Origin of the sequence: Deinococcus sp. Marseille-Q6407, assembly GCF_946848805.1 — a bacterium.
In the GTDB taxonomy this organism is placed as follows: domain Bacteria; phylum Deinococcota; class Deinococci; order Deinococcales; family Deinococcaceae; genus Deinococcus.
Map to the genome: position 1 here is coordinate 318,598 of NZ_CAMPFU010000001.1, position 22,112 is coordinate 340,709.

Here is a 22,112-nt window from a genome sequence, read left to right on the forward strand (position 1 = left end):
CCCGATTCTGCGGCCGGCACCCCCGGTACAATAACCCCCGAGAGGTTAGATGATGAATTCACAGCGAATTGCCCTATTTGTGGACGGGGCCAGTATTTACGCGGCAGCCAAGCGCCTGGGGTGGAATTTTGACCACCGCAAAGTGCTGGAATATTTCCGGCAACAGGGCGAGCTGTACAACGCTTTTTATTACACGGCACTGCCGGCACAGGGCGACGACAAGCAAAAACGCTTTACCGATGCCCTGACCTATATGGGCTACACGGTCCGGACTCAGCCCCTGCGCGAGGCCTCGGATGAGAGTGGCACGGCCTACCGCCGCACCAGCCTGGACGTGGAACTGGTCACCGACTTATTGACCGGCCTGGAGCACTACGATACGGCGGTCCTGATCAGCGGCGACGGCGGATTCGAGCGGCCGCTGGAAGTGCTGCGGGCCAGAGGCCGGCGCAGCCTGGTGGTCAACCTGCCCGAGATGACCAGCTATGAACTGCGCAACGCTTCTGACCAGTACTTGGACCTGCGCGACCTGCGCCAGGAATTCGAGCGCCCCGGCTACCGCCTGCCCAGCGAACACCGGCCCGGCCAGTCCCGCAGCACGCCCGACGACAGTCTGGAGCGGCTATCTTACTTTGCCCCGGCTGCAAACCCGGAAAAGGTGAGCCATGAAAACTGACCCTGCATCACTGGAAACGGCCCAGCCCTATCCGCTGCCGCTGGCGCTGGACGCCATGGGCGGCGACTATGGCGTGGAACCCAACGTGGCCGGCGCAGTGGCTGCCGCCCGGGCTGGCGTCTCGGTGCTGTTGGTGGGCCGTGAGCCCCAGATTCACGCCGAGCTGGCCAAGCACGAGGGCAGCGCCAGCCTGCCGCTGCGAGTGATTGACGCCCCGGACGTGATCGGAATGGATGAGCATGCCCGGGACGTACGCTCGCGCCGGGACGCCAGCATCAACGTCTGCACCCGGCTGGTCAAGGAAGGCCGGGCAGCGGCGGTGGTGACCATGGGACACAGTGGCGCAGTGATGGCTTCGTCGCTGCTGACATTGGGGCGGCTGGGTGGGATAGACCGGCCGGCGATGCTGACCCACCTGCCGGCCAAGAACGGCTTCGTGACCCTGCTGGACGTAGGCGCCAACGCCGATGTCAAACCGGCCTATCTGGCGCAGTGGGCGCTGCTGGCCTCGGTGTATCTGGAAGTGGTGGAAGGTCGGCAGAACCCCACGGTAGGCCTGCTGAGCATCGGGGAAGAGGACCACAAGGGCAGCCAGCTGGTGCTGGACGCCCACGCCCGGCTGCGCGAGCTGAACGGTCACGGTGTGAATTTTTACGGCAACGTGGAGGGGCGCGATATCTTCCTGGGTACCACCGACATTGTGGTGACCGACGGCTTTACCGGCAACGTGGTGCTGAAGCTGGCCGAAGGCGAGGCCCGGGTGCTGCTGGGCTGGATCAAGGAAGCGCTGACCAGCAGCCTAAAAGCCAAGGCCGGTGGCCTGCTGGTGCGCGGTGCCCTCAAGGGACTGGCCGAACGTATGAACCCCAGCACCTACGGCTCCAGCCTGCTGCTGGGGGTCAACGGGCTGACTTTTATCGGCCACGGTTCGTCGGACGAGCAGGCGGTCAAGAACTCGCTGCTGCGGGCGGCCCGCGCCTATGAATCCGACCTGATGGGACGGCTGGCCGGCGCAGTGGCGGCCCGCGCCGCAGAGTCCCAGCTCAGCACACAGGACCAATAACTGGGCTTAGGCCGGCGCCGGGGGCAGCGGCCGGCCCGCTGCTTCTGGCCCGGCGGCAGGTGCATCTTCCAGCTGCCCGCCGGCCAGTAGGGTCGAGAATTCCTCACCGCTGAGGGTCTCGCGGCGCAGCAGCACATCCACGGTCCGGTGAACCTGCGGCAGATATTCGCGGACCAGGGCGACGGCCTGCGTATGTGCCTGGGTGACCAGGTCATGAACCTCGGCGTCAATGGTGCGCGCGGTGGCCTGACTCATCGGCAGCAATGGGGAGCCTCCACCCAGGTAGCCGGGCGCCTCACCTGCCCAGGCCACCTTGCCGGTGCGCGGACCCATGCCCCACTCGGTCACCATCCGGCGGGCCAGCCCGGTCGCCTGCTGGAAATCGTTCTGGGCGCCGGCAGTGACCTCGTCGAACACCACTTCCTCGGCGGCGCGGCCGGCCAGGGCCACGGTCAGCATGTCCTGCAGAGCCGCCTCGGTCACATGCAGGGTGTCCTGGGCGTCCGGCATCATGTATCCGGCAGCGCGGCCACGCGGCACCACCGTCAGTTTGGCAACCCGGTTGGCATGCGGCAGCAGCTGAGCGGCTAAGGCGTGGCCCACCTCGTGGTAAGCGGTGATCCGGCGGTCGGCTTCCTGAATCACCAGGCTGCGCCGCTCGGGGCCCATCAAGACCCGGTCGCGCGCCTCGTCAATGTCCGACATCAGAATCCGGCCCCTTCCACTCCGGGCCGCCAGCAAGGCCGCTTCATTCAGGAGGTTTTCCAGGTCGGCACCTACCATGCCTGCCGTGCGCCGGGCGATCAGGGCCAGGTCCACGCCGGGGTCCAGCGGTTTGGTGCGGGAGTGAATCCGCAGGATTCGCTCCCTGCCCGCGGCGTCCGGTGCATCCACCACCACCTGCCGGTCAAAGCGTCCCGGACGCAGCAAGGCTGCGTCCAGCACATCGGGCCGGTTGGTGGCAGCCAGAATGATGATGTCCTGGCCTTCCTCGGCCACCTCGCCCCGGAAACCGTCCATCTCCACCAGCAACTGGTTGAGAGTCTGCTCGCGTTCGTCGTTGCCGCCCTGCATCCCTACACCTCGTTTGCGGCCGACCGCGTCGATTTCGTCCATAAAGATGATGCAGGGAGCGGCCTTGCGGGCCTGTTCGAAGAGGTCACGCACCCGGGCCGCCCCGACGCCCACGAACATCTCTACGAAGTCGGAGCCGGAGATGGCGAAGTAGGGGACGCCGGCTTCGCCGGCGACCGCTTTGGCCAGTAGGGTTTTGCCCGAGCCGGGCGGGCCGACCAGCAGCAGACCGTGGGGAATACGGGCGCCCAGTGAGCGGTATTTCTCAGGCTGGCGCAGGAAATCGACGACTTCCTGCAGGTCCTGCTTGGCCTCGTCACAGCCGGCCACATCTGCAAAGGTCACGCCCACTTTCTCGGGGGCGATGGCCGTCACCTTGCTTTTGCCGAAGGCGTTGGCAGCGCCGCCGGCCTGCTGGTTGCGGATGGTCCGCCACATCACCAGCAAAATCAGCAGGGTGATGGCGACCGGCAGAATCTGGCCGATCCAGGCAAACGGCGAGCGCGAGGAACTGACCCTCACCGGGATATCCGCTTCCCGCAGCAGGGCCAGGGTATCGCCGTCCGGCGGCAGCGCCACGGCTTCGGGGCCGGGCCGGTTCTGCACAAACACGGTGGCATTGCCTGAACTGTTCAGCGCCACCGAGGTGACCCGCCCGGCCCGCAGGTCCTTCATGAATTGCTCGGAGGTATAGGGCAGCAGGGCGCCCCGGCTCTGGGCGGCCGAAGCGGCAGCGGCAGTGCCGGTGGCCTGAGCGGCCTGCTCTGCAAAGGTCTGGGTGGTCGGTGTCTGCCTGGAGGCTGAGGCCGCAGTATCGCTCCCGGTCCGGGCGCAGCCGGTCAGGGCCGTGGCTGCCAGCAGGCCAGACAGGGCCAGCGCCGGCCAGGGCCGGGCCAGGCGCCGAGCAGAAACAGGCCGGACTGGACGCGGTTGCATGGCGACATGCTAGAGCATCGGCCGCGCGGGCAATGGGGCGCACCGTCCCGTTGCGAACCTGCAGAGTGGCAGCGCACCGCTGCTCCCTCCAGGCCGTTATGCTGAAGGCATGTCCAAGCACATTCTTCTGGCGGTGGCGCTCGGTCTGGGTGCCGGACTCAGCGCCTGCACGGTGCAGACCGAGCGGCCCAATCTGGGCCTGAACGCTTCGCAGCGCAACCTGATCGTGGGGCTGGTCCCCGACCGCGGTGAGGGCGCCAGCTACCGGCAGGGCGACGAGGTGCGGCTGCGGGTCAGCGTGCGGGAGCCCGGCTACCTCACCCTGATTGCCCGGCAGCCGGACGGCAGCGCCCAGGTGCTGGTGCGCGGCGCCTACGTCGAGCGCGGCACCACCATTTTCCCGCGTGCCGGCGACCGGGTCACCTATAACGTGCACGCCCCGAACGGTCTGCAACAGGTGCGGGCTATTTTCACGCGGGTGCAGCCTTCCGGTCAGCCGGCGGTGTCCGGCAACTACGATCAGGCCCGCTGGAACGGTGTGGGTTATCAGGACCTGCCTCCCTTGCAGGCGGCCGACCGCGACGTGCAGGAAACCTACTTCTATATCGTTCGCTAAAGCTGGGTGCCGGCGGCGCCCGGCCCCGGCTGGGCTACCCTGAACAGATGACAGAACTTCAGACCGGCTCCGCCGCCTCACTCACCTTCGAGGCTGCCCGTCAGCGGGTGGACACTTTTATCTCGCAGTTTGAAGAAGGGTATTTTCCGCCGCTGTTGATGCAGGCCCGCCTGAGCGAGGAAGTCGGCGAGATTGCGCGGGTGATTGCCCATCAGAACGGCAAGACCCCCAAACCCGGCGAGGAAGAGGGCGACCTGGAAATGGAGCTGGCCGACCTGCTGTTCGTGATGATTTGTCTGGCGAACGAGCGGGGCCTCAGCCTGGAACGTGGCTTTGAGCGGATGATGAGCAAGGTGGAGCGCCGCGACGCCGGCCGCTGGACCCGCAAGGCGTCAACCGAAGCGGAAAGCTGAGGGCCGAGGCCACCAAAAGGAGCGCTTAGAGCAGTTCTCCGCATGACGCGTACGTCGGAACATCACCGCCACCCGCTCCATTCTCTGCTCCGCAGCTTTGCAAGTCCGTCCTGCTCTTTATTTGCTCTCGCTTCGCTCGCCAAAAAGCGGCGCCATCTTTTCGTCAAATGCTCTAGAGATAGCTGAGGTGAAGCTGCGGCTCCGGCTGGCCCAGGCTCTCGGCGGCCCGCAGCAGGCTCAGACCGCTGGGCGGCACGTCCAGGCGCAGCTCGGCGCCCTGTGCCTCTGCCAAGGCGGCAAAGTCAGCCTGGGTCGCCTTGGCAGGGGCTTGCACCTCGCTCACCCTGCCGGCCGTGACCTGATAGAGCGCGCCATACACGTTGTCCTTTCGGGCATCCAGCGCGGGAGCCTGCAGTCCGCTCTGCTCGCTCAGCAGGGCTGTCAGGGTGGGCACGCCCAGCAGCTCCGCCTGCCAGACCCGTGCCAGTGCCAGCGCATAACTGGCCCCAATACGCACGCCGGTGTAGGAGCCGGGCCCGGTGCCAATCACCAGACGGTCGGCGTGAAAATCCAGCCCCGCTTCCCTGAACAGCGTGCGCACCCCGTCCGGCAGGCGCTCGGCGTGGGCGCGTTCAATGCGCTCGGCTTGCTCCAGGGCGCCGCCCGGCCACTGCAGGGCCAGGGTGAGGTAAGGGGTCGACGTGTCCAGCGCCAGAGTGATCACATGGCTGAGTCTACGGCAGACTGCCGCATCCTCTATCTACCGGGGCTTTTGTCACTGGCCGGGGAACCTGGGCGCAGTCAGCCGATTTTGCCGGATTTCTGTGGTCCAGGGCGTGGGAACAAAAGGGCAAAAGTGCTATGGTAACCACACTATGACCCAAAATCAAGAGATTGCCAAAGGGCTCGAAGGAGTCAAGTTCACTGAGAGTAAGCTGACCTTCATCAACGGTCAGGAAGGCATTCTGACCCACCTGGGTATTCCGATTCAGGAATGGGCCGAGAAGAGCACCTTCGAGGAACTGAGCCTGGCGCTGCTGCTGGGCCGCCTGCCGGGCGCGCAGGAACTGGCCGAGTTCGACGCCGAACTGAAGGCCAACCGTGAAATTCCCCAGCAGCTGCGGGACGTGATCCGCGGCCTGCCACAGGGTTCGGTGCCCATGCAGGCGCTGCGCACCGCCGTGTCCTACCTGGGCCTGCTGGACGACCAGTCCGAGGACATCACCCCCGAAGGCCGCCGCGCCATCTCGGTGCGCCTGATTGCCCAGATGTCCACCATCATCGCCGCGATTCAGCGCACCCAGAGCGGCAAGGACATCGTGGCTCCCCGCGCTGACCTGACACACGCCGGCAACTTCCTGTACATGCTGAACGGCACCGAACCCACCACCGAGCAGGCCCGTCTGTTCGATATTGCCCTGATTCTGCACGCCGACCACGGCATGAACGCCAGCACCTTTACCGCTATTGCCACCTCCAGCACCCTGAGCGACATGTACTCGGCCATCACCAGCGCCATCGGCGCCCTGAAGGGCCCGCTGCATGGCGGCGCCAACGAGCAGGTCATGGTAATGCTGGACGAAGTGGGCAGCCCCGAAAAGGCCGCCGACTACATCAACAAGAAGCTGGACAACAAGGAAAAGATCATGGGCGTGGGTCACCGCGTGTACCGCAACTTCGACCCCCGTTCCCGCGTGCTGCGTGATTACGCCGCACTGGTGGCCGACAAGGAAGGTAAGAGCAACTACTACCAGATTCTCGAGGAAATCGAGAAGACCGTGGTGGACCGCCTGGGCGACCGCGGCATTTACCCCAACGTGGACTTCTACTCCGGCACCGTCTATACCGACCTGGGTATCGAGAAGAAGTACTTCACCCCGATCTTTGCGCTGGCCCGCATCAGCGGCTGGTGCGCCTCGGTGATTGAGTACGCTGCCGACAACCGTCTGCTGCGCCCCAGCTCGGTCTACACCGGTGCGTCCAACGAACACTACGTGGCCCTGCAGGACCGCCAGTAAGAGACCTTGCCTGACCCTAGTGCGCGCCTGAGTTACGCGCCGGGGCCAGGCGCCAGAGAAGCAAAAGCCGGAGCAATTTCAGCTCCGGCTTTTGCTTCTCTGCTTGATGCTTGATGTTGAGGGGTCTGCTTCAGGCGGTCATCGCGCCGGCGCTGTTGACGGCACTTTCCAGGCTGTCGAACACCTCGGCTTCAAAGCGGTGCAGGTGGGTGGACAGCCGCTGTACCTCGGCCGGGCCGGTGCTGCCCAGCCAGACCACCGTGCGCCCCACAATGGCAAACGCGCCGGGCATTTCCTCGGCGGCTTCGTCCTCAACCGGATTCAGCAGCAGCATGCCGAAATCCAGCGTCTGGTTCATCAAGTTGAGGCCCATCAGCGAATCGGACAGCGAATCTTCTTCCACGAAGATGTCCAGCGGCATATTGGCGCGGACCAGCACCTCGCCCTCGCCGCTGCGGTCCACTTCCAGCAAGATGCGGTGATCACCCACCTCGACCAGGGCGCCCTCATCTAGCCACTCGGTTTGCAGACCCAGCTCGCGCAGAGCCATAACCAGGTCCTCGGTGAGCGGGCTGGAAGCATGGGCAGCAGGATGCAGCGTCATGACAGCAAGTATATTGCCTGCCCGCAGGCCGGACCGTGATCCTCAGCCCGGCTCAGCCCAGCCGGACCGGCTCCACGCCGAGGTCACTCAGGTCCAGCCAGGCGCAGGCCACCGGCAGGCTGAACCGCCGTGGCCCGACCGAGCCGGGGTTCAGGTACAGCACGCCGTCCTCGCGGCGCTGCTCGAGGCGGTGCGAGTGCCCGAAGATGACCGCATCTATGCCGGCCGCCCGGGGAGCCAGGTCCAGGTCGTCCAGGTTGTGCAGCAGGTAGAGTGACCGCCCACCGGCCTCCAGCAACTCGGTGGCCGGCAGGTCGCTGAGGGGCGGCTGCCGGTCCACATTGCCGCGTACCACGTGCAGCGGCCCGCCGGCTGCCGCCTGAAGAGCAGCAAGTACGTCGGGGCTGCCCACATCGCCGGCATGAATAATCAGCTCTGCCTGGGGCAGCAGCGTCAGCACTTCAGGGCGCAGCAGACCGTGGGTATCGGAAAGAATCAGGGCACGCATAATTCCAAGTCTAGAAGCTGACGGCCGGGTACTTCACCAGTGGGCAACAAAAAAAGGCCCCCGGATGTGGGGGCCCCGACTTGACGTGGAGTCGGTGAACTCAGAGGCGGCTGCGGATGGCGCGCAGGCTGTCGCTGTCAGCCCAGGCCATGCCCTGGCTGACGTAAGCGCTGGCGGCGGCGCGGTCACCACGCTGCAGGGCCAGGTAAGCCAGCTTGGCGGCGCTCAGGCTGGCCCACTGGCGTTCGGTGGCGCTCAGGCTGTCCATAGAACGCCAGGTGTTATAGGCGTTGATCCACCACTGGGTCTTGGTGTACAGCTGCGCCAGGTAAGCCTGGTAGTCACGGTTGCCGGGCTCCATGCGGGCGGCGCCGTAAGCGCTGTCTACACTGGCTTTCCACAGGGTGCGGTCATAAAAAGCCTGGGGGTAGGCCACGTCGGCCTGCACCGCGTACTCCTGAGCCTGGCTGTAGAGGTCAGCCGCGCTGGGGGCGGCAGTGACAGTGGCGGCAGCGGTGCTCTGCTGGGTCTGGGCACTCGCGGCACCCATCACCAGGGCGGTCAGCATCAGAATCTTTTTCATAACTGCCCTCATCTTAGGTGGCTAGGCTGTGAAGCGTCCACCTTTCGCCCTACCGTTTCAGCACTCGGCTCAGACCAGCTGAAGGCTCTCTTAAGGAAAAACTACACTATGAGAAATCTACGAGAAAAAGTAACCAGTGTGACATTAACTCTATTGGTGAGTTTGGCCCCGGTCGCCCAGGCGCAGCAGGTACCCCGCTGGACCGCCAGCATTGAAGCCCTCTCAGCGGCAGCCAGCGCTGGGCAGGACGCCGTGGTGCTGAGTAACCAGCGGCAACTCTACCGCCTGAATGCGGCCGGACAGGTGCAGTGGAAAGCCGCGTTGGGCGACATCGGCCGGGCTTTCCCGGTGGTGCGTCCGGACGGGTCGCTGCTGGCCGCAGCTTATGACGACCGACTGTATGCCTTCAGTGCAGCCGGTCAGCCGCTGTGGAATGTTCGGCTGGACGGCGACATTTTTGCCAGCCCGGCGCTGCTGCCCGATGGCTCGGCGGTGGTGGCGACGGCCGGCGGCAGCCTGTACCGCATCGGCGCTGACGGCGCGGTACTGTGGCGCCAGTCGCTGGGGGCACCCAGCTTTTCCAGCCCAGCGGTGTCGGCAGATGGCCGGATCTATCTGGGGTCGCAGTCCGGCAGTGTCTTCGCTTTCGACCTGTCGGGCCAGCGCCTCTGGACTTTTCAGGCGGGGCGCTCGGTCTTCAGTTCGCCGGCGCTGGATGCCCAGGGCAACCTCTACTTCGGGTCGGCAGACCGCTTTCTCTACTCGCTGACGCTTAGGGGAGAACTGCGCTGGAAGCAGCCGCTGAGCGGGTTCGTGAATGCCAGCCCCACTGTCACGGCCGGCGGGCAGGTGGTGGTGGGCAGTTTCGGGGGAGAGCTGAACGCCTACGCCCTGGACGGCACTCTGGCCTGGTCGTATCCGGCCGGCGCACCCATCACCGCCTCGGCCACCGAGCTGTGGAACGGTGACCTGCTGGTGGGCGACTTGAGCGGCGTGCTACACCGGGTGTCGGCCGGCGGCCGCGAGGTCAGCCGGGAGGACCTGGGCGAGCGGATTGACACCCCGGTGACGGTGACCGACGGTGGCACCTGGCTGGTGGTCGTGGACGGGCAACTGCGGGCTTACGCAGGCGGCTGGCCGCAGGCAGCGGGCCCCTGGTCTTCTTTCCGCGCCACCCCACAGGGCTGGGGCCGGGCGCTGAATGGAGAAGAGCAGAGCGCCGTGCTGGCCCAGCGCCGGGCGAATGCTGCTCCCCTGGAAGCAGTTGCTCAGGCTCAGGCTCCGGCTGCCTCGGTGACGACGACTCCAGTGACGGCCACCCGGCCGCCGGCTGAGCCGCAGCCGTCTGTACCTTCTTCGCCTGCGCCGGCCCCCGCGCAGCCATCTGCACAGCCGTCTGAAGTGGCGACTGCCCCGGCTGCTGGAGCGCCTGCAGCCACCATCCCCGCAGCCACGGCAGCTCACCCGTTGGTTACGGACGGCCAGCCACGCCTGATCGGCGGCCGGGTGCATTTGCCGCTGCCGGCGCTGGCTGCAGCCTACGGTCTGGAGTTGCTGCCTCCTGCCGCTGCCCAGCCGGGGCAATCCGGCGCAGCAGTTACCGCAGAGTTGCGCCAGGGTCAGGGCGAAGGGCGCTGGACCGTACCTGCCGTGCTGGTGGATGGGGTGCCATATGCCAGCATCGGGAACCTGGACCGGCAGCCCGGCGCCCGGGTAGGCACCTCGGCGCAGGGACTGCAGGTGCAGTGGGCCGGCCAGACCCGCGAGTGGCCGCTGAACTGGGTGGGGCTGTATGCCAACCCGCTGCCCCGGCCCTGAAGCCTGAGCGAACATCTGAGCTGAACCGCCAGAAAAAACCGCCTTCCGAGCAGTGGAAGGCGGTGATTTGGTGGAGTTAAGGGGGATCGAACCCCTGACCTCGTCATTGCGAACGACGCGCTCTCCCAGCTGAGCTATAACCCCGTTTCTGTTTCCTGGAGCAATGCAGACAGCTCAAGGCAAAAGGAAATCTAGCATCTTGGGCGCGGCGGGGCAAGTCCGCAGGACGCTGACGCCGCTGCGGCATCCGCGCAGCCCACACCGGGAAAAGCCCACCATGACCTGGCGCGGGGGAGAGTAAACTGGCTTGCATGACCGAGGAGCCCATGCAGCCGTCCGCCTATGACCCCGCCGACCAAGATTCCCGCTTCCAGTACAAATTTGGCCGTGAGGGCATTACTTTTGACGATGTGCTGCTGACGCCCCGCCACTCGCAGGTGCTGCCCAGCGAGGTGAATATTCAGACCCAGCTGACCCGGCGCATCCGGCTGAACATTCCCTTTATTTCTGCGGCGATGGACACCGTCACCGAAACCCAGATGGCCGTGGCGCTGGCCCGCGAAGGCGGCATCGGCGTGATTCACAAGAATATGTCGGTGGAAGCCCAGGCCGAGATGGTCCGCAAGGTCAAGCGCTCGGAAAGCGGCATGATCGTGGATCCCATCACCCTGCCCAGCACCGCCACGGTGGGCGAGGCCGACCGGCTGATGGGCGAGTATAAGATCAGCGGGGTGCCGATTACCGACGCTCAGGGCCACCTGCAGGGCATCATCACCAACCGCGATATGCGCTTTGTGGACGACCTGAGCACTCCGGTGTACGACGTGATGACCAAGGAAGACCTGGTCACCGTGCCGGTGGGCACCACGCTGGAGCAGGCACGCGACATCTTCAAGAGCCACCGCATCGAAAAGCTGCTGGTCACCGATGGGGATGGCCATCTGCGCGGCCTGATCACCATCAAGGACCTCGCCAAGCGCATGAAGTACCCCAACGCCGCCAAGGACGAGCTGGGCCGGCTGCGGGTGGCGGCCGCCATCGGCGTGTCGAAGGATCTGATGGAGCGGGCCGGTGCCCTGGTGGCCGCCGGCGCCGACGTGCTGGTGCTGGACAGCGCCCACGGGCACTCGCAGGGCATCCTGAGGGCGCTGGAGCAGGTTAAGGAGCAGTTCGACGTGGACGTGATTGGCGGGAACGTGGCCACCCGCGAGGGTGCCCGCGACCTGATCCTGGCCGGCGCCGACGCTGTGAAGGTGGGCATCGGCCCGGGCAGCATCTGCACCACTCGGGTGGTGACGGGGGTGGGCGTGCCCCAGATCACGGCCATCTTTGAAGCCAGCGCCGCAGCGATGGAAGCGGGCGTGCCGGTGATTGCCGACGGCGGCATCAAGCAGACCGGTGACGTGCCCAAGGCGATTGCGGCGGGCGCGAGTGCCGTGATGATGGGCTCGGCCCTGGCCGGCACCGACGAGGCCCCCGGCGAGATGGTGCTGCGCGATGGCCGGCGCTACAAGTCCTACCGCGGCATGGGATCGCTGGGCGCCATGAGCGACGGCAGCTCCGACCGCTATTTCCAGAGTGGCACCCGCAAGTTCGTGCCTGAAGGCATCGAAGGTATCGTGGCCTACCGCGGCACGGCCGGCGAGGTGCTGTACCAGTTCGCCGGCGGCCTGAAGTCCAGCATGGGCTACTGCGGCGCGCCCGACCTGGCGGCCCTGCAGCGCGAAGCGCAGTTTACCCGCATTACCGGCGCCAGCCTGGTGGAAAGCCACCCTCACGGCGTGACCATCACCAAGGAAGCGCCCAACTACGGCGGGAGCCGCTGAGCGATGCTGAACCTGCTGCGGACCGACCCGGTCGCCTTTGTCATCACGGCCCTGGCGCTGATGATGGCGCTGGCCTTTCATGAGTTCGCCCATGCCTGGACGGCAGACCGTTTCGGTGACCCCACGCCGCGTTCGCAGGGCCGGGTGACCCTCAATCCGCTGGCGCACCTTGACCCTTTCGGCACCCTGCTGCTGATTGTGGCGGACTTCGGCTATGCCAAGCCGGTGATGGTGAATATGAACCGGCTGGGCCGCTGGCAGAACTTCTGGGTGGCGGCCGCCGGGCCCCTCAGCAACGTTTTGCTGGCGGTCATAGCCGGACTGGTAATGCGGTTTTTGCCGCATGAGCTGCTGTTTGGCGCCGGTTATCAGAGCCTGACCACCCTCGGGCAGGTGCTGCTGACCTTTTTTATCCTGAACCTCAGCCTGGCCGTGTTTAACCTGCTGCCAATTCCGATGCTGGACGGCAGCCGGATTCTGTCGGGACTGGTGCCGCCGCTGGGCCGCGCCCTGCAGGAATTCGAGCGCAGCCCCTACAGCTTTTTTGCGGTGATGGCTTTTATCCTGCTGTTCCGGGGACCGCTGGGCCAGTTTCTGGGCCTGGTGCGGCAGTGGGCGCTGGGTCTGGTCTTTGCCTAGCCGGGTTTAACTGCTCCGGGAACCGCCGGGCCGTGCCTGCCACTCGCGCAGGGTGGCCCATTCTTCTGCCTGGCTGCTCACTGCACCGGCTTCGCGCTGCCGGCGCAGTTCGGCCAGCGCCTGCCCCAGCGCCGGCCCGGCGGCCCAGCCGGCGGCCAGCAGGTCGCGGCCTTGCAGCGGTTCGTAATCGGGGCGCTCCGGCTGGAGCACGCGGCGCAGGGTGCGCTCGGGCGACCCGGCCGGAAAAGGTGCTGCCGAAAGGGCGCGGGCCAATAATCGCTCCGGGCCATGACCCAGGCCCAGGCGCTCAGCCCAGCGGGCCGGCTGCGCGGCGCGGTGCAGCAGCGCCGCCGCGTAAAGGTCAGCTGCCGCGCCGGGCGTATTTTCCAGCCTTTCCCAGAGGGGCAGCAGGCCGCCCGGGAGCAGGTCGCCCGCGCCCCAGTCTGCCAGCTGCCGGGCAGCGCGGGCCGGATGCGCCTCGTGTAGCAGCAGACCCAGTTCGGCCCACAGGCGCGGGGTGGTGTTGGCCAGCGCCAGGGCATCGGGCACCTGCCGGAGCAGTTCCGGGTGCGCCCGCAGGTCCAGACGGCCGGCGAGCCGCGCGGCCCGCACCAGCCGGCTGGCATCCTCATGCAGCGAGCGGGCGTGCAGGGGGCGCAGGGTCCGTGCCTGCAGGTCGTCCAGGCCGCCGGCCGGGTCCAGCAGGGCCGGCGGGTCGCCGGGGCGCAGCGCCAGCGCATTCAGCCCAAAATCGCGCCGCCAGAGGTCGTCCAGCAGGGTGCCGGCCGCCACCTCGGGGCGCTGCCCCGGCACCGGGTAACGCTCGCGCCGCGCCCGGATCAGGTCGGCGTGGCGGCCGTCTGGCAGGGTCAGGGTGGCGTTGTCGAACTGGGGGTGATAGGTGTGCGGCAGGCTGCTGCGGGCGCTGTAGCGCCGGGCCAGCTCGCCGACGCTGAGGCCGCCCGAGGTGTCCAGCACGATATCCAGGTCCGGCGAGGCGTTCGGTACACCCAGCAGTGCGTCGCGGACAGCACCGCCCACCAGGGCCAGCTCACCCGCGCCAGCCGCGTCGGCATGTAGAGCCTGCAGGAACGCCCGGTCAGCGGGAGAGAGGGCAGCCCAAACCTGTGGCCCGGCTGCATCCTTCTCCTGCTGGTGCTGCCTGTTTGTCGCCATGAGGGGCAGTGTAGCCTGCTGGGTGCCAGGGAGAAGGGGAGCGGAAAGGGGGCCTGCCGCATTCCGTCAGTGGGCCGTAGAGGGTGGACCGGGGAAGGGCTCTCACTCCGCCTCACCCCAGAGCACCGGCTCAGTGTTCAGCTGTGCTGGATTCAGCCTCATTGCCCTGCGGTTCCCGCGCTCCGTCCGGGGCCAGTTGCCCGATCCCCAGCAGCAGCCCGACCAGCGTCAGCCCCAGGCCGCGTGCGCTGAGGCCCAGGCCGTCCAAATCTGCCAGCACCAGCTTGGCCACGCCCAGCCCGAAAAAGCCCAGGCCCAGCCACCACACTGGACGCAGGCCGGCGCGGTAGGCCCAGGTCAGGCCCAGCAGGCCGGTGGCCAGCAGCAGCGCGGTGGACAGCAGCCCTGCCGCCAGCCCGGTAAGCGGGAGTCCCAGCGTGAGTGCCAGCAGGCCGCCGAGGCTCTGGGCCAGCAATCCGCCCAGCAATAGCCTGCCCCAGGCCGGCAGCGGCAACAGCGGGGGGGTGGTTGCCGGGCGGCGGCCCGCAGTGGCCCACCACAGCGCTGCCGTGGCCGCTGACCAGGCCAGCCAGCCACTCAGCAGCGGGATGGGGTGGGCGGAATCTGCGACGAAGAGGTCGCCCAGCAGGGCCGGAGCTGCCAGTGCTGTGAGCAGGCCCGCCCCCAGCAGCCAGTGGAGCAGGCGGGCCGAGCGCAGCGGCAACCGGACGAGTCCCAGCGGCAGCACGGCCGCGAGCATACCGGTCAGCAGCAGTGCTGTGGGCCACTGCCCCAGCCGGTCCTGCAGGGTCAGCAGGGTGCCCAGCAGCCAGCCCCAGACAGCGGCACCTTCCAGCCCCTGGGCCAGCCGGTCTAGCGGGCGGCGCAGAGTGCCTGCCAAAGCCGTCCAGGCGGGGCGCAGCTGCGGGCTGAGAACCAGAAACAGCCCGGCCACGCTGGCTTCTGTCAGGATGGCCCAGGGCAGCGGGGAACCGGCCCCTGCTCCCGCGATCAGGGCTCCGGTTAGGTGGCTCAGCTCTAGCACCAGCCCAGCGCCCGCCACCCATAGCGCCCACCACAGCCCCCGGCCTTCCCAGCGCGGCCCAGCCCAGACGGCCAGTAGGGTGGCCCCCAGGAGCAGAAGCAGCCTCAGGGGATCCGGCGAGGCGGCCAGCAGAGCCAGGGCGGCCGGCACCAGCAGGACCGCGCCAGGACGGGGGAGCAGGCTCAGGCCCGTGCCCAGTGCTGCTAACGCACCCAGCGCCAGGGCCGTCCTGCCCTCCAGACTGCCCACCTCCGGCAGTGACGCCAGCAGTGCCAGACTGCTCAGCAGGGCGCCGGCCTACTGCCAGCCTTTGGCTCCGGACCAGCGCCCGTAGTGAGACGCCAGCAGGGCGTAGGGCAACAGCCGCAGCCCCTCCGGAAAGGCGGCCGCCCAGACCCCACCACTCAGGTCTGCCAAGCGCTGGGTCAGGCTTGCGCCCAGGCCCAGCGCTTGGCAGACCTGAGCGTCTCGCAAGAGGTCGGGCTGCGTGAGTGGCGTGTGCCGCGCCCGGAGTATCAGCGCCGCGCCCGTTGCTGCCCAGAGGGTCAGCAGCGGGGCCCAGTTCAGGGGCAGCCAGGCCAGCAAAGGTGCCGCCGCCGTGCCGCTCAAGGCCAGCAAGGCGGCAGCCTGCACTGCTGCAGCGTTCAGGCTGGCCGGTGCCGTTTTTGCCGCTGCACCCGGCGTGGGTGGCCAGGCTAGCCCCAGCAGTCCGGCCGTGCCCAGCAGCACCCACAGCCAGCTTTCGCCGCTCAGCCCGTGCGCCTGGGCACTCACCCACAGGCCCAACAGCCCCAGCGGCAGCAGCAAGGGCAGCAGTGTCTGTGCCTGCAGAGCCAGAGGGGCGGCGTGGTGTGGCGCAGGGCCACGCCGCACACTCCACAGCGTGGCGGCAAAGACGGCCAGCAGCGCCAACTGGGCCGCACCCAGCGTGCCCTGCCCGGCGGCCAGGTCATCGGCCAGCAGCCAGCAGGCCAGGGTGGTGCCGCTCAGTGCCACCAGCAGCGTCAGCGGTTCGCGCCGCTGCCAGGCGTGCCAGCCCACCAGCAGGCTGAGCAGCCCGGTCAGGCCCAGCACGGCCAGGGCCGGCAGGGTGCCGGCCTGAAACATTGCCCCAAACGCCAGCGCCGCTGTGCCGTAGCCCAGCCCGCGCAGCACCGCCGCCACCGCAGGCCGGGCACGCTCGGCCAGGGCATACAGCGCCGCGGCCAGGGCAAAGGCAGCCCCCAGCTGCAGCTGTGGCGTGAAGAACCCGGCCCGCACCAGCTGCGACAGGACGGCCCCTAGCCCCAGCAGCGTGAGCAGCCCGCCCAGCGCGGCGAACCACTGGCCCCCACTCAGGAGAGAGGCACGCGGCTGAGGAGCGCTGGCTGGTACGTGTGGGGTCGGCTCTGGGTTACCCGCTTCCGGCGGCACCGACCAGGAGGACCGCAGGAAGTTGATGTCCAGTTCGCTGGGCTGCGCTGGCTTTTCTGGAGTCTCCAGCCTGGTCGGCGCTGCGGGTCCGGGAGGCGGCGCCGAGGGCCGGGCTGCCGCGCCCTGCCGGGACAGCGCCTGCACCTGCGCCCGCAGTTCGTCCAGCTCGCGCTGCTGCCGGGCCACCCGGCGCCACAAGGCAGCCAGTGCTGCCAGGGCGCCGGCCAGCACCAGCCAGACGATGAAGGGAAACATGACCCAGTTTACGCTTGATGGGTGTGCCGGGCGGCAGGCGGTCAGACCGGGCCCGGCCGCCCCTGCATCAGCAGCGTGCGGGTGCACTCGGCCACCACTTCGCCGCTTTGCTTGAAAGCGCGGTGCCGCACCGTAACCACCCCCTGGCCGGGCCGGCTGCGGCTGGCGCGGGCGTCCAGCACTTCCGACTCGGCGTGGATGGTGTCCCCGTGAAAGACCGGCGCCGGAAAGCGGACATCGCTCAGGCCCAAGTTGGCAATCAGGGTGCCCAGCGACAGCTCGTGCACGCTGAGGCCCACCAGCAGGCTGAGGGTCATCATCGAATTGACCAGCGGGCGGCCGAATTCGCTCTGCGCCGCATATTCAAAATCCAGGTGCAGCGGCTGTGGGTTCATGGTCAGGGTGGTGAACAGGATGTTGTCGCTCTCGGTCAGCGTGCGGGTGACCCGGTGCCGGATCACCGTGCCGGGCGGCAGTTCCTCGAAATAGCGGCCCTGGGGGCGCAGCAGGTCGGCGTTCAGTGGGGTTTCGGTCATAGCGGGTCTCCTTTTTCTGGCTGGGCCAGCGTGGCCCGTGCGGCGGCCAGCATCGGTTCATCCACCATCTGGCCCTCGAAACTGAAAGCGCCGTGCCCGGCCTGCGCGGCCTCGTTGGCGGCGGCCAGCAGCGCCCGGGCACGGGCCAGCTGGGCTTCGCTGACTCCGAACAGCTCGTTGCTGAGCGGCACCTGCGCCGGGTGAATGCACAGCTTGCCGCCGTAGCCCAGAGCCCGGCCCTGCGCGGCGTCCTCGCGGAAGCGGGCTTCGTCGTTCAGCGCCGTCACGACGATGTCCAGCGCGTGGGTGCCGCTCAGCCGGGCAGCCAACGCCACCTGTGAGCGGGCGTAGCGCACCTCGGCGTTGCCGGGCGTGCGCACGCCGCCCAGGTCGGTGACATAGTCCTCAGCGCCGAAATAGGCCCACTGGACACAGCTTTCACTGAGGATAGCCTGGGCGTTCCAGACCCCCGCGCCGGTTTCCAGGCCGGCCAGCAGCGGCAGGTTCAGCCCCCGTTCGCGCAGGGCGTCGCAGGCCATCTGCACGTCTACGGCGGTTTCCAGCTTGGGCACTACTACGCCGGCCAGCCCCGGGTGCAGCGCGGCCAGGTCGTCCTGGAAAAAGGGCGAATGAACCGCATTCACCCGCACGAAGACGGCCAGTTCCGGGTGCTGGGCGCACAGGTCCAGACTGCCCTGCCGGGCAACCGGGCGGGCAGCAGCTTTGGCCTGTGCGGTCGCCGGCACCGCGTCTTCCAGGTCAATAACCACGGCGTCGGGGCGGGAGCGGGGCAGCTTGGCAATCAGATCGGCGCGGCCGGCCGGCGCAAACAGCACCGACCGTGGCCGCAGGGCGGCAGGCTGAATTGTGGACATGAGGTCAGTCTAGAACATGGCCGGTCAGCCCCCGCCTTACACTCCGGCCGAGCCTTACAGACTGAAATCCTGATAGCCGTCCGGCGTTTCCAGCTGCACGGCACCCAGCTGTTCCAGGGCGGCCGCCAGGGCCACCAGCCGGGCATCGTCGCCGGCGCGGGCGCTGAATTGCAGGCCCACCGGCAGGCGCTGGCCGTCCACCGTCTCGAAACCGGCCGGCACACTCAGCGCTGGAATGCCGGCCAGGTTCACGCCCACCGTGTTCACGTCGGCGGCGTACATGGCGAGCGGGTCGCCGCTGCGTTCGCCCAGGCGAAAGGCCGGGAAAGGGCTGGTGGGCATCAGCAGCACGTCGAACTGCCGGAATGCTTCTTCAAATTCCTGGGCGATCAAACGGCGCACCTGCAGCGCCTTGGTGTAGTAGCGGTCCGAGTACCCGCTGCTGAGAATAAAGGTGCCCAGCATGATGCGCTTTTGCACTTCGGCCCCGAAGAATTCCTCGCGGGTGTGCAGCATGCTCTGCACCGCGCCGCCCGCTCCTTCCTCAGCGCGGCGGGCATAGTGCATGCCGTCAAAGCGCGAGAGGTTGGAGCTGGCTTCGGCCATCGCCACGATGTAGTAGGCGGCCACTGCGTTTTTCAGGTGCGGCAGGCTGACCTCCTGCACTTGTGCGCCGGCCGCGCCGAGTGCCCGGCGCATCTCGTCCAGCGCAGCGGCCACGCCGGAGGTACACCCGGGCAGGCCTTCTTGCACCACCCCGACCCGCAGGCCGCTCAGCTCCAGTGGCGCCCCCGTGAAGTCGGCCGGCTGGTTGAGGCTGATGGCGTCGCGGGGGTCGTGGCCCGACATCACGCCCAGCGTCAGGGCCAGGTCGGCGGCGCTCAGGGCAAAGGGGGCCACCGTGTCCAGGCTGCTGGCATAGGCCACCAGGCCGGAACGCGAAATGCGCCCGTAGGTGGGCTTGAAGCCGTAGACCCCGCACAGTGCGGCCGGCTGCCGCACCGAGCCGCCGGTGTCGCTGCCCACGGTCAGCGGAGTCAGCCGCGCCGCAATGGCCGCTGCACTGCCGCCGGAGCTGCCGCCCGGCACCCGGCCTTCGCCCCAGGGGTTCAGCGCCGGTCCGAAAGCGCTGTTCTCGTTGCTGGAACCCATGGCGAACTCGTCCAGGTTGGCCTTGCCCACCACCACGGCGCCGGCGTCCTGTAGGCGCTGCACGGCGGTGGCGGTGTAGGGTGGACGGTAGCTTTCCAGCATCCGACTGGCACAGGTGGTGGGCGAGCCGCGCAGGCTGAGATTGTCCTTGAGAATGACCGGCACGCCGGCCAGCGGTAACGTTTCGCCAGCGTTCAGTCGCTGCTGCACCGCCTGCAGCTGCTCGGTAGGGTCGACTTCGCTCAGCACGGCATTCAGTTGCCCGGCCGCCCGAATGCGGCGCAGCGCTTCTTCGGCCGGGGCCTGTGGGGCCAGCGCGCCGCTTTGAACAGCCTGGGCCAGCTGGCGGGCGGGCGAGGGCAGAGGAGAGGAAGGCGGCAGACTTGACATGTGCCCCAGTGTACCTGCCTCCGCTGTTGCCCGGGCCATGAAAACGCTGTGGTGGCTCAGCTGCGCAGCAGTTCCGAAAAATCGTTGCCTTCCAGCGGGGGCAGCTCGGCCAGCGAGGCCAGGCCGAATTCCAGCAGGAATTTCTGGGTGGTGCCGTACAGTATCGGCTGGCCCAGGGCGTCGCTGCGGCCCACTGCCTTGATCAGCTCGCGCTCTTGCAGGGTCACCAGGGTTGAAGCGCTGCCCCCGCGCATCGCTTCAATCTCGGCGCGGGTCACCGGCTGCCGGTAGGCCACAATTGCCAGCACTTCCAGCGCGGCGTGGCTCAGGGGTGGCAGGGCGGGCGGCGCTAGCACCGGGGCTAAATGGGGGCCCAGTTCGGCCGGTACATACAGCCGCCAGCCACCGGCCACCAGTTCGGCCGCCAGCCCCAGCTCACCGAGGCGTCCCTGCAACTCCTGCACCACTCGCAGGGCGCCGTCCTCGCTCAGACCTGTCAGCCCGGCCAGCTCGCTCAGCCGCAGCGGCCGCCCGGCCGCCACCAGCGCCGCGCAGGTCAGTTGCAGTGGGGTGGGGGCAGGGTCGGCGGGAGCGGGGACAGCATCGGCAGGCATACGGCCCACCATGATAACGCCCTGGCCGGCCTGCAGAAGAAGCAAACAGGGTCAGTGGGCAGCGGCCGAGACAAAGGACAGGTCTGCCAGCGGTGTGCCTTGCAGCTGGGCCTGGATCTCGTCCAGTGGCAGCGCCCCGGCCCGCAGTACCTCCAGCTGGCCTTCCCCGACCCGCAGTACAGTGCTAGCGGCACCGCTGGGTGGCTGTCCTCCGTCGCCAATCACCCGCCGCGCCAGGCCCAGGGCGCGGGCTTCAGCTTCAGTGCGGGCGGTGGGCTGGCCGCTGAGGTTCAGGCTGCTGGTCAGCAGGTAACCGCCAGACTCCTGCAGCAGCGCCTGGGCGGCCGGGTGTGCCGGCACTCGCAAGCCCACCCAGCCGCCGCGTGCTAGATAGTCTGCCAGCTCCGGTTGAGCCGGCACCACCAGGGTCAGCGGCCCAGGCCAGAACCGGGTGAGCGGCTCCAGCACTTCCGGTTCGCGGGCCAGGCGCAGCGCCAGTTCTCCTGAAGCGCACGACACCTGAAAGGCCTGCTTGGGGTCACGTCCCTTGACCCGGATCAGGGCTTCCCAGCCGGCCCGGGTGGGCGGTGCGCCCAGTCCCCAGACCGTTTCGGTGGGAAAACCTACCGGGAATTCGGATTCCGGGAGCCCAGTTTCTGGAATGGAAAAATCTGGAGAAGCAAACTTCATGACAGAAGTCTGTCGCAGATGCTGTCGCGTCAGCTTGCTCCTTCTTTCATCTGAAAGCTAAGGATTCTAAAGGAAGCTTATACTTATAACTTGCACCTTGCATAGCTGAGCGAATAGCCGTGCTGGCGCAGGAATTCTTGCTCCTTTTGAATTTGGCTCAGCAGGTGGTTCAGCCTGACTTCGGGGAACAAGGCGTAGAGAGCCAGGCGTGCAGCTTCCTTCAAGGTCAGGGCCTCTGAGCGGTACAGCGTCGTCAGGGTGAAGGCCAGGAAGACCATCAGAATCCAGCGGTCCAGACCCCTGGCAGTTCGCAGCGCGAACTGCGCCAACCCAAACTGATGCTTCCCTTCTTTGAAAAACGACTCCAGTGCCCAGCGCCGTTTTCCTTCGGCCAGGATGTCATCCCCCTCCAGCAGCTCGGATGACACCGCGAAGAATTCACGGTCCCCACGGTCTATTCTCCCCAGGGTCAGCGTTTCTAGAGGCCAGTTGGCGAGGTTGACATACCCTCCGTGCGGACAATCCGCCACTGTCACCCGCCCAGGATGATCCGTGCGTCGGTTGCTCCGCACACCCACCACGAACTCGAAACCTAGACGCTGCACACCTTCCAGAAAGACAGCAGATTCGAATCCGCTGTCCGCCAGTACGCAGACCTGAAAGCGTTTCCCCACGAAGTCTGGCACCTCTTCCAGCAAGTCGAGGGCCAGTGTGACCGGGGTGCTGGTGTGCTTGCCCTGGTAGACCCGGTAAGAAATGGGGAACTTCAGTTCCCCATACTCGGCGAACAGGACCACCAGATGGATGCCGTGCCTGCCGTTGTAGACACTGACATAGGGCAGCTGAGTTCCCACCTTTTCCACCGTGGTCAGATCCACGCTGAGCCGCATTCGAGGTCTACGTTTGTGACGAGCTGTATCCAGCAGGATGCGCCATTGGGTGTCCTGCATCTCTTCCCAGCAACGGTCTGAATCCCAGTCGTAGATGTTGAAGAAACGGCTGAGTGCACTGGGGCTGACTCCCTCTGCCTGGCTGAACTTGGTCTTCTGACCTGGACTGTGGAAGAGGTGCAGCGAAGCTTGCAAGCTTCGCCGTTGGTACAGCGTCTCTGGAATGTCCAGAATCCGCTGTGAGAGAATATGGGCGCGCTCCCCTGAAACCTGTTTGTACACACTTCCAGAATTTCAGCTCT

General features: G+C 67.2%; 22 protein-coding genes and 1 tRNA gene. 8 read left to right on the top strand and 15 right to left on the bottom strand.

The window, feature by feature from the left end; translation table 11 throughout:
- The first annotated feature begins 52 nt into the window (after window positions 1–52).
- Together OCI36_RS01595 and plsX are read left to right on the top strand one after the other, a co-directional pair.
- Window positions 53–676: an NYN domain-containing protein gene (locus OCI36_RS01595; RefSeq protein WP_261663412.1), complete on the top strand. Its 624-nt coding sequence runs from the start codon at window positions 53–55 to the stop codon at window positions 674–676.
- Window positions 666–1,739, top strand: a complete 1,074-nt coding sequence (gene plsX / locus OCI36_RS01600) for a phosphate acyltransferase PlsX (RefSeq protein WP_261663318.1) — start codon at window positions 666–668, stop codon at window positions 1,737–1,739. Before OCI36_RS01595 ends, plsX begins: the two co-directional genes overlap by 11 nt.
- Before the next feature lie 6 nt (window positions 1,740–1,745).
- Here plsX and ftsH read toward each other — a convergent pair whose 3' ends face one another.
- Entirely contained in the window at window positions 1,746–3,749 is a 2,004-nt protein-coding gene (gene ftsH / locus OCI36_RS01605) for an ATP-dependent zinc metalloprotease FtsH (protein ID WP_261663319.1), read from the bottom strand.
- 109 nt (window positions 3,750–3,858) lie between these two features.
- Between ftsH and OCI36_RS01610 the strand changes: the two genes are divergently transcribed.
- Together OCI36_RS01610 and OCI36_RS01615 are read left to right on the top strand one after the other, a co-directional pair.
- On the top strand, window positions 3,859–4,365 hold the full coding sequence (locus OCI36_RS01610; protein WP_261663320.1) for a DUF4384 domain-containing protein: 507 nt from the start codon (window positions 3,859–3,861) through the stop codon (window positions 4,363–4,365).
- Window positions 4,366–4,412: 47 nt separating this feature from the next.
- On the top strand, window positions 4,413–4,778 hold the full coding sequence (locus OCI36_RS01615; RefSeq protein ID WP_261663321.1) for a nucleotide pyrophosphohydrolase: 366 nt from the start codon (window positions 4,413–4,415) through the stop codon (window positions 4,776–4,778).
- 172 nt (window positions 4,779–4,950) lie between these two features.
- On the opposite strand, the gene tsaB is transcribed toward OCI36_RS01615, so the two are convergent.
- Window positions 4,951–5,502, bottom strand: coding sequence for a tRNA (adenosine(37)-N6)-threonylcarbamoyltransferase complex dimerization subunit type 1 TsaB (gene tsaB / locus OCI36_RS01620; protein ID WP_261663322.1), 552 nt, complete (start codon window positions 5,500–5,502; stop codon window positions 4,951–4,953).
- A 151-nt stretch (window positions 5,503–5,653) separates the two neighbouring features.
- On the opposite strand from tsaB, the gene OCI36_RS01625 reads away from it, so the two are divergent.
- Complete coding sequence (locus OCI36_RS01625; RefSeq protein WP_261663323.1) at window positions 5,654–6,796, top strand: citrate/2-methylcitrate synthase; 1,143 nt, start codon at window positions 5,654–5,656, stop codon at window positions 6,794–6,796.
- 130 nt (window positions 6,797–6,926) lie between these two features.
- Here the strand turns inward: OCI36_RS01625 and OCI36_RS01630 are convergent, their stop codons facing one another.
- The 3 genes from OCI36_RS01630 to OCI36_RS01640 form a co-directional block, all read right to left on the bottom strand.
- Window positions 6,927–7,400, bottom strand: coding sequence for a hypothetical protein (locus tag OCI36_RS01630; protein ID WP_261663324.1), 474 nt, complete (start codon window positions 7,398–7,400; stop codon window positions 6,927–6,929).
- A 52-nt stretch (window positions 7,401–7,452) separates the two neighbouring features.
- On the bottom strand, window positions 7,453–7,908 hold the full coding sequence (locus OCI36_RS01635) for a metallophosphoesterase family protein (protein WP_261663325.1): 456 nt from the start codon (window positions 7,906–7,908) through the stop codon (window positions 7,453–7,455).
- 100 nt (window positions 7,909–8,008) lie between these two features.
- Window positions 8,009–8,491: a hypothetical protein gene (locus OCI36_RS01640; protein ID WP_261663326.1), complete on the bottom strand. Its 483-nt coding sequence runs from the start codon at window positions 8,489–8,491 to the stop codon at window positions 8,009–8,011.
- 156 nt (window positions 8,492–8,647) lie between these two features.
- On the opposite strand from OCI36_RS01640, the gene OCI36_RS01645 reads away from it, so the two are divergent.
- A complete protein-coding gene (locus tag OCI36_RS01645) occupies window positions 8,648–10,309 on the top strand; it encodes a PQQ-binding-like beta-propeller repeat protein (protein ID WP_261663327.1) in 1,662 nt (553 codons plus the stop codon).
- 68 nt (window positions 10,310–10,377) lie between these two features.
- Here the strand turns inward: OCI36_RS01645 and OCI36_RS01650 are convergent.
- Window positions 10,378–10,453, bottom strand: a tRNA-Ala gene (locus tag OCI36_RS01650).
- Between the two features lie 167 nt (window positions 10,454–10,620).
- On the opposite strand from OCI36_RS01650, the gene guaB reads away from it, so the two are divergent.
- Window positions 10,621–12,135 (top strand): IMP dehydrogenase, encoded by a 1,515-nt coding sequence (guaB, locus tag OCI36_RS01655; RefSeq protein ID WP_261663328.1) that lies wholly within the window; start codon window positions 10,621–10,623, stop codon window positions 12,133–12,135.
- A gap of 3 nt (window positions 12,136–12,138) precedes the next feature.
- Window positions 12,139–12,774: a site-2 protease family protein gene (locus OCI36_RS01660; RefSeq protein ID WP_261663329.1), complete on the top strand. Its 636-nt coding sequence runs from the start codon at window positions 12,139–12,141 to the stop codon at window positions 12,772–12,774.
- 6 nt (window positions 12,775–12,780) lie between these two features.
- Here OCI36_RS01660 and OCI36_RS01665 read toward each other — a convergent pair whose 3' ends face one another.
- The 9 genes from OCI36_RS01665 to OCI36_RS01705 form a co-directional block, all read right to left on the bottom strand.
- Window positions 12,781–13,950 (bottom strand): CCA tRNA nucleotidyltransferase, encoded by a 1,170-nt coding sequence (locus OCI36_RS01665; protein ID WP_261663330.1) that lies wholly within the window; start codon window positions 13,948–13,950, stop codon window positions 12,781–12,783.
- A 130-nt stretch (window positions 13,951–14,080) separates the two neighbouring features.
- Entirely contained in the window at window positions 14,081–15,244 is a 1,164-nt protein-coding gene (locus OCI36_RS01670; protein ID WP_261663331.1) for a hypothetical protein, read from the bottom strand.
- A gap of 48 nt (window positions 15,245–15,292) precedes the next feature.
- Window positions 15,293–16,663, bottom strand: coding sequence for a SlyX family protein (locus OCI36_RS01675; RefSeq protein WP_261663332.1), 1,371 nt, complete (start codon window positions 16,661–16,663; stop codon window positions 15,293–15,295).
- Between the two features lie 41 nt (window positions 16,664–16,704).
- Window positions 16,705–17,184 carry a MaoC family dehydratase gene (locus OCI36_RS01680; protein ID WP_261663413.1) on the bottom strand — a complete coding sequence of 160 codons (480 nt, stop codon included), beginning with the start codon at window positions 17,182–17,184 and terminating at the stop codon, window positions 16,705–16,707.
- Window positions 17,185–17,195: 11 nt separating this feature from the next.
- Window positions 17,196–18,074, bottom strand: coding sequence for an HpcH/HpaI aldolase/citrate lyase family protein (locus OCI36_RS01685; RefSeq protein ID WP_261663333.1), 879 nt, complete (start codon window positions 18,072–18,074; stop codon window positions 17,196–17,198).
- A gap of 54 nt (window positions 18,075–18,128) precedes the next feature.
- Window positions 18,129–19,616, bottom strand: a complete 1,488-nt coding sequence (gatA, locus tag OCI36_RS01690; RefSeq protein ID WP_261663334.1) for an Asp-tRNA(Asn)/Glu-tRNA(Gln) amidotransferase subunit GatA — start codon at window positions 19,614–19,616, stop codon at window positions 18,129–18,131.
- A 56-nt stretch (window positions 19,617–19,672) separates the two neighbouring features.
- The gene (gene scpB, locus OCI36_RS01695; RefSeq protein WP_261663335.1) at window positions 19,673–20,230 is read right to left on the bottom strand and encodes an SMC-Scp complex subunit ScpB; all 558 of its coding nucleotides are present in this window, start codon (window positions 20,228–20,230) and stop codon (window positions 19,673–19,675) included.
- A 51-nt stretch (window positions 20,231–20,281) separates the two neighbouring features.
- Entirely contained in the window at window positions 20,282–20,920 is a 639-nt protein-coding gene (locus OCI36_RS01700; protein ID WP_261663336.1) for an L-threonylcarbamoyladenylate synthase, read from the bottom strand.
- An 83-nt stretch (window positions 20,921–21,003) separates the two neighbouring features.
- The gene (locus OCI36_RS01705) at window positions 21,004–22,092 is read right to left on the bottom strand and encodes a transposase (RefSeq protein WP_261663337.1); all 1,089 of its coding nucleotides are present in this window, start codon (window positions 22,090–22,092) and stop codon (window positions 21,004–21,006) included.
- Window positions 22,093–22,112 lie beyond the last annotated feature (20 nt).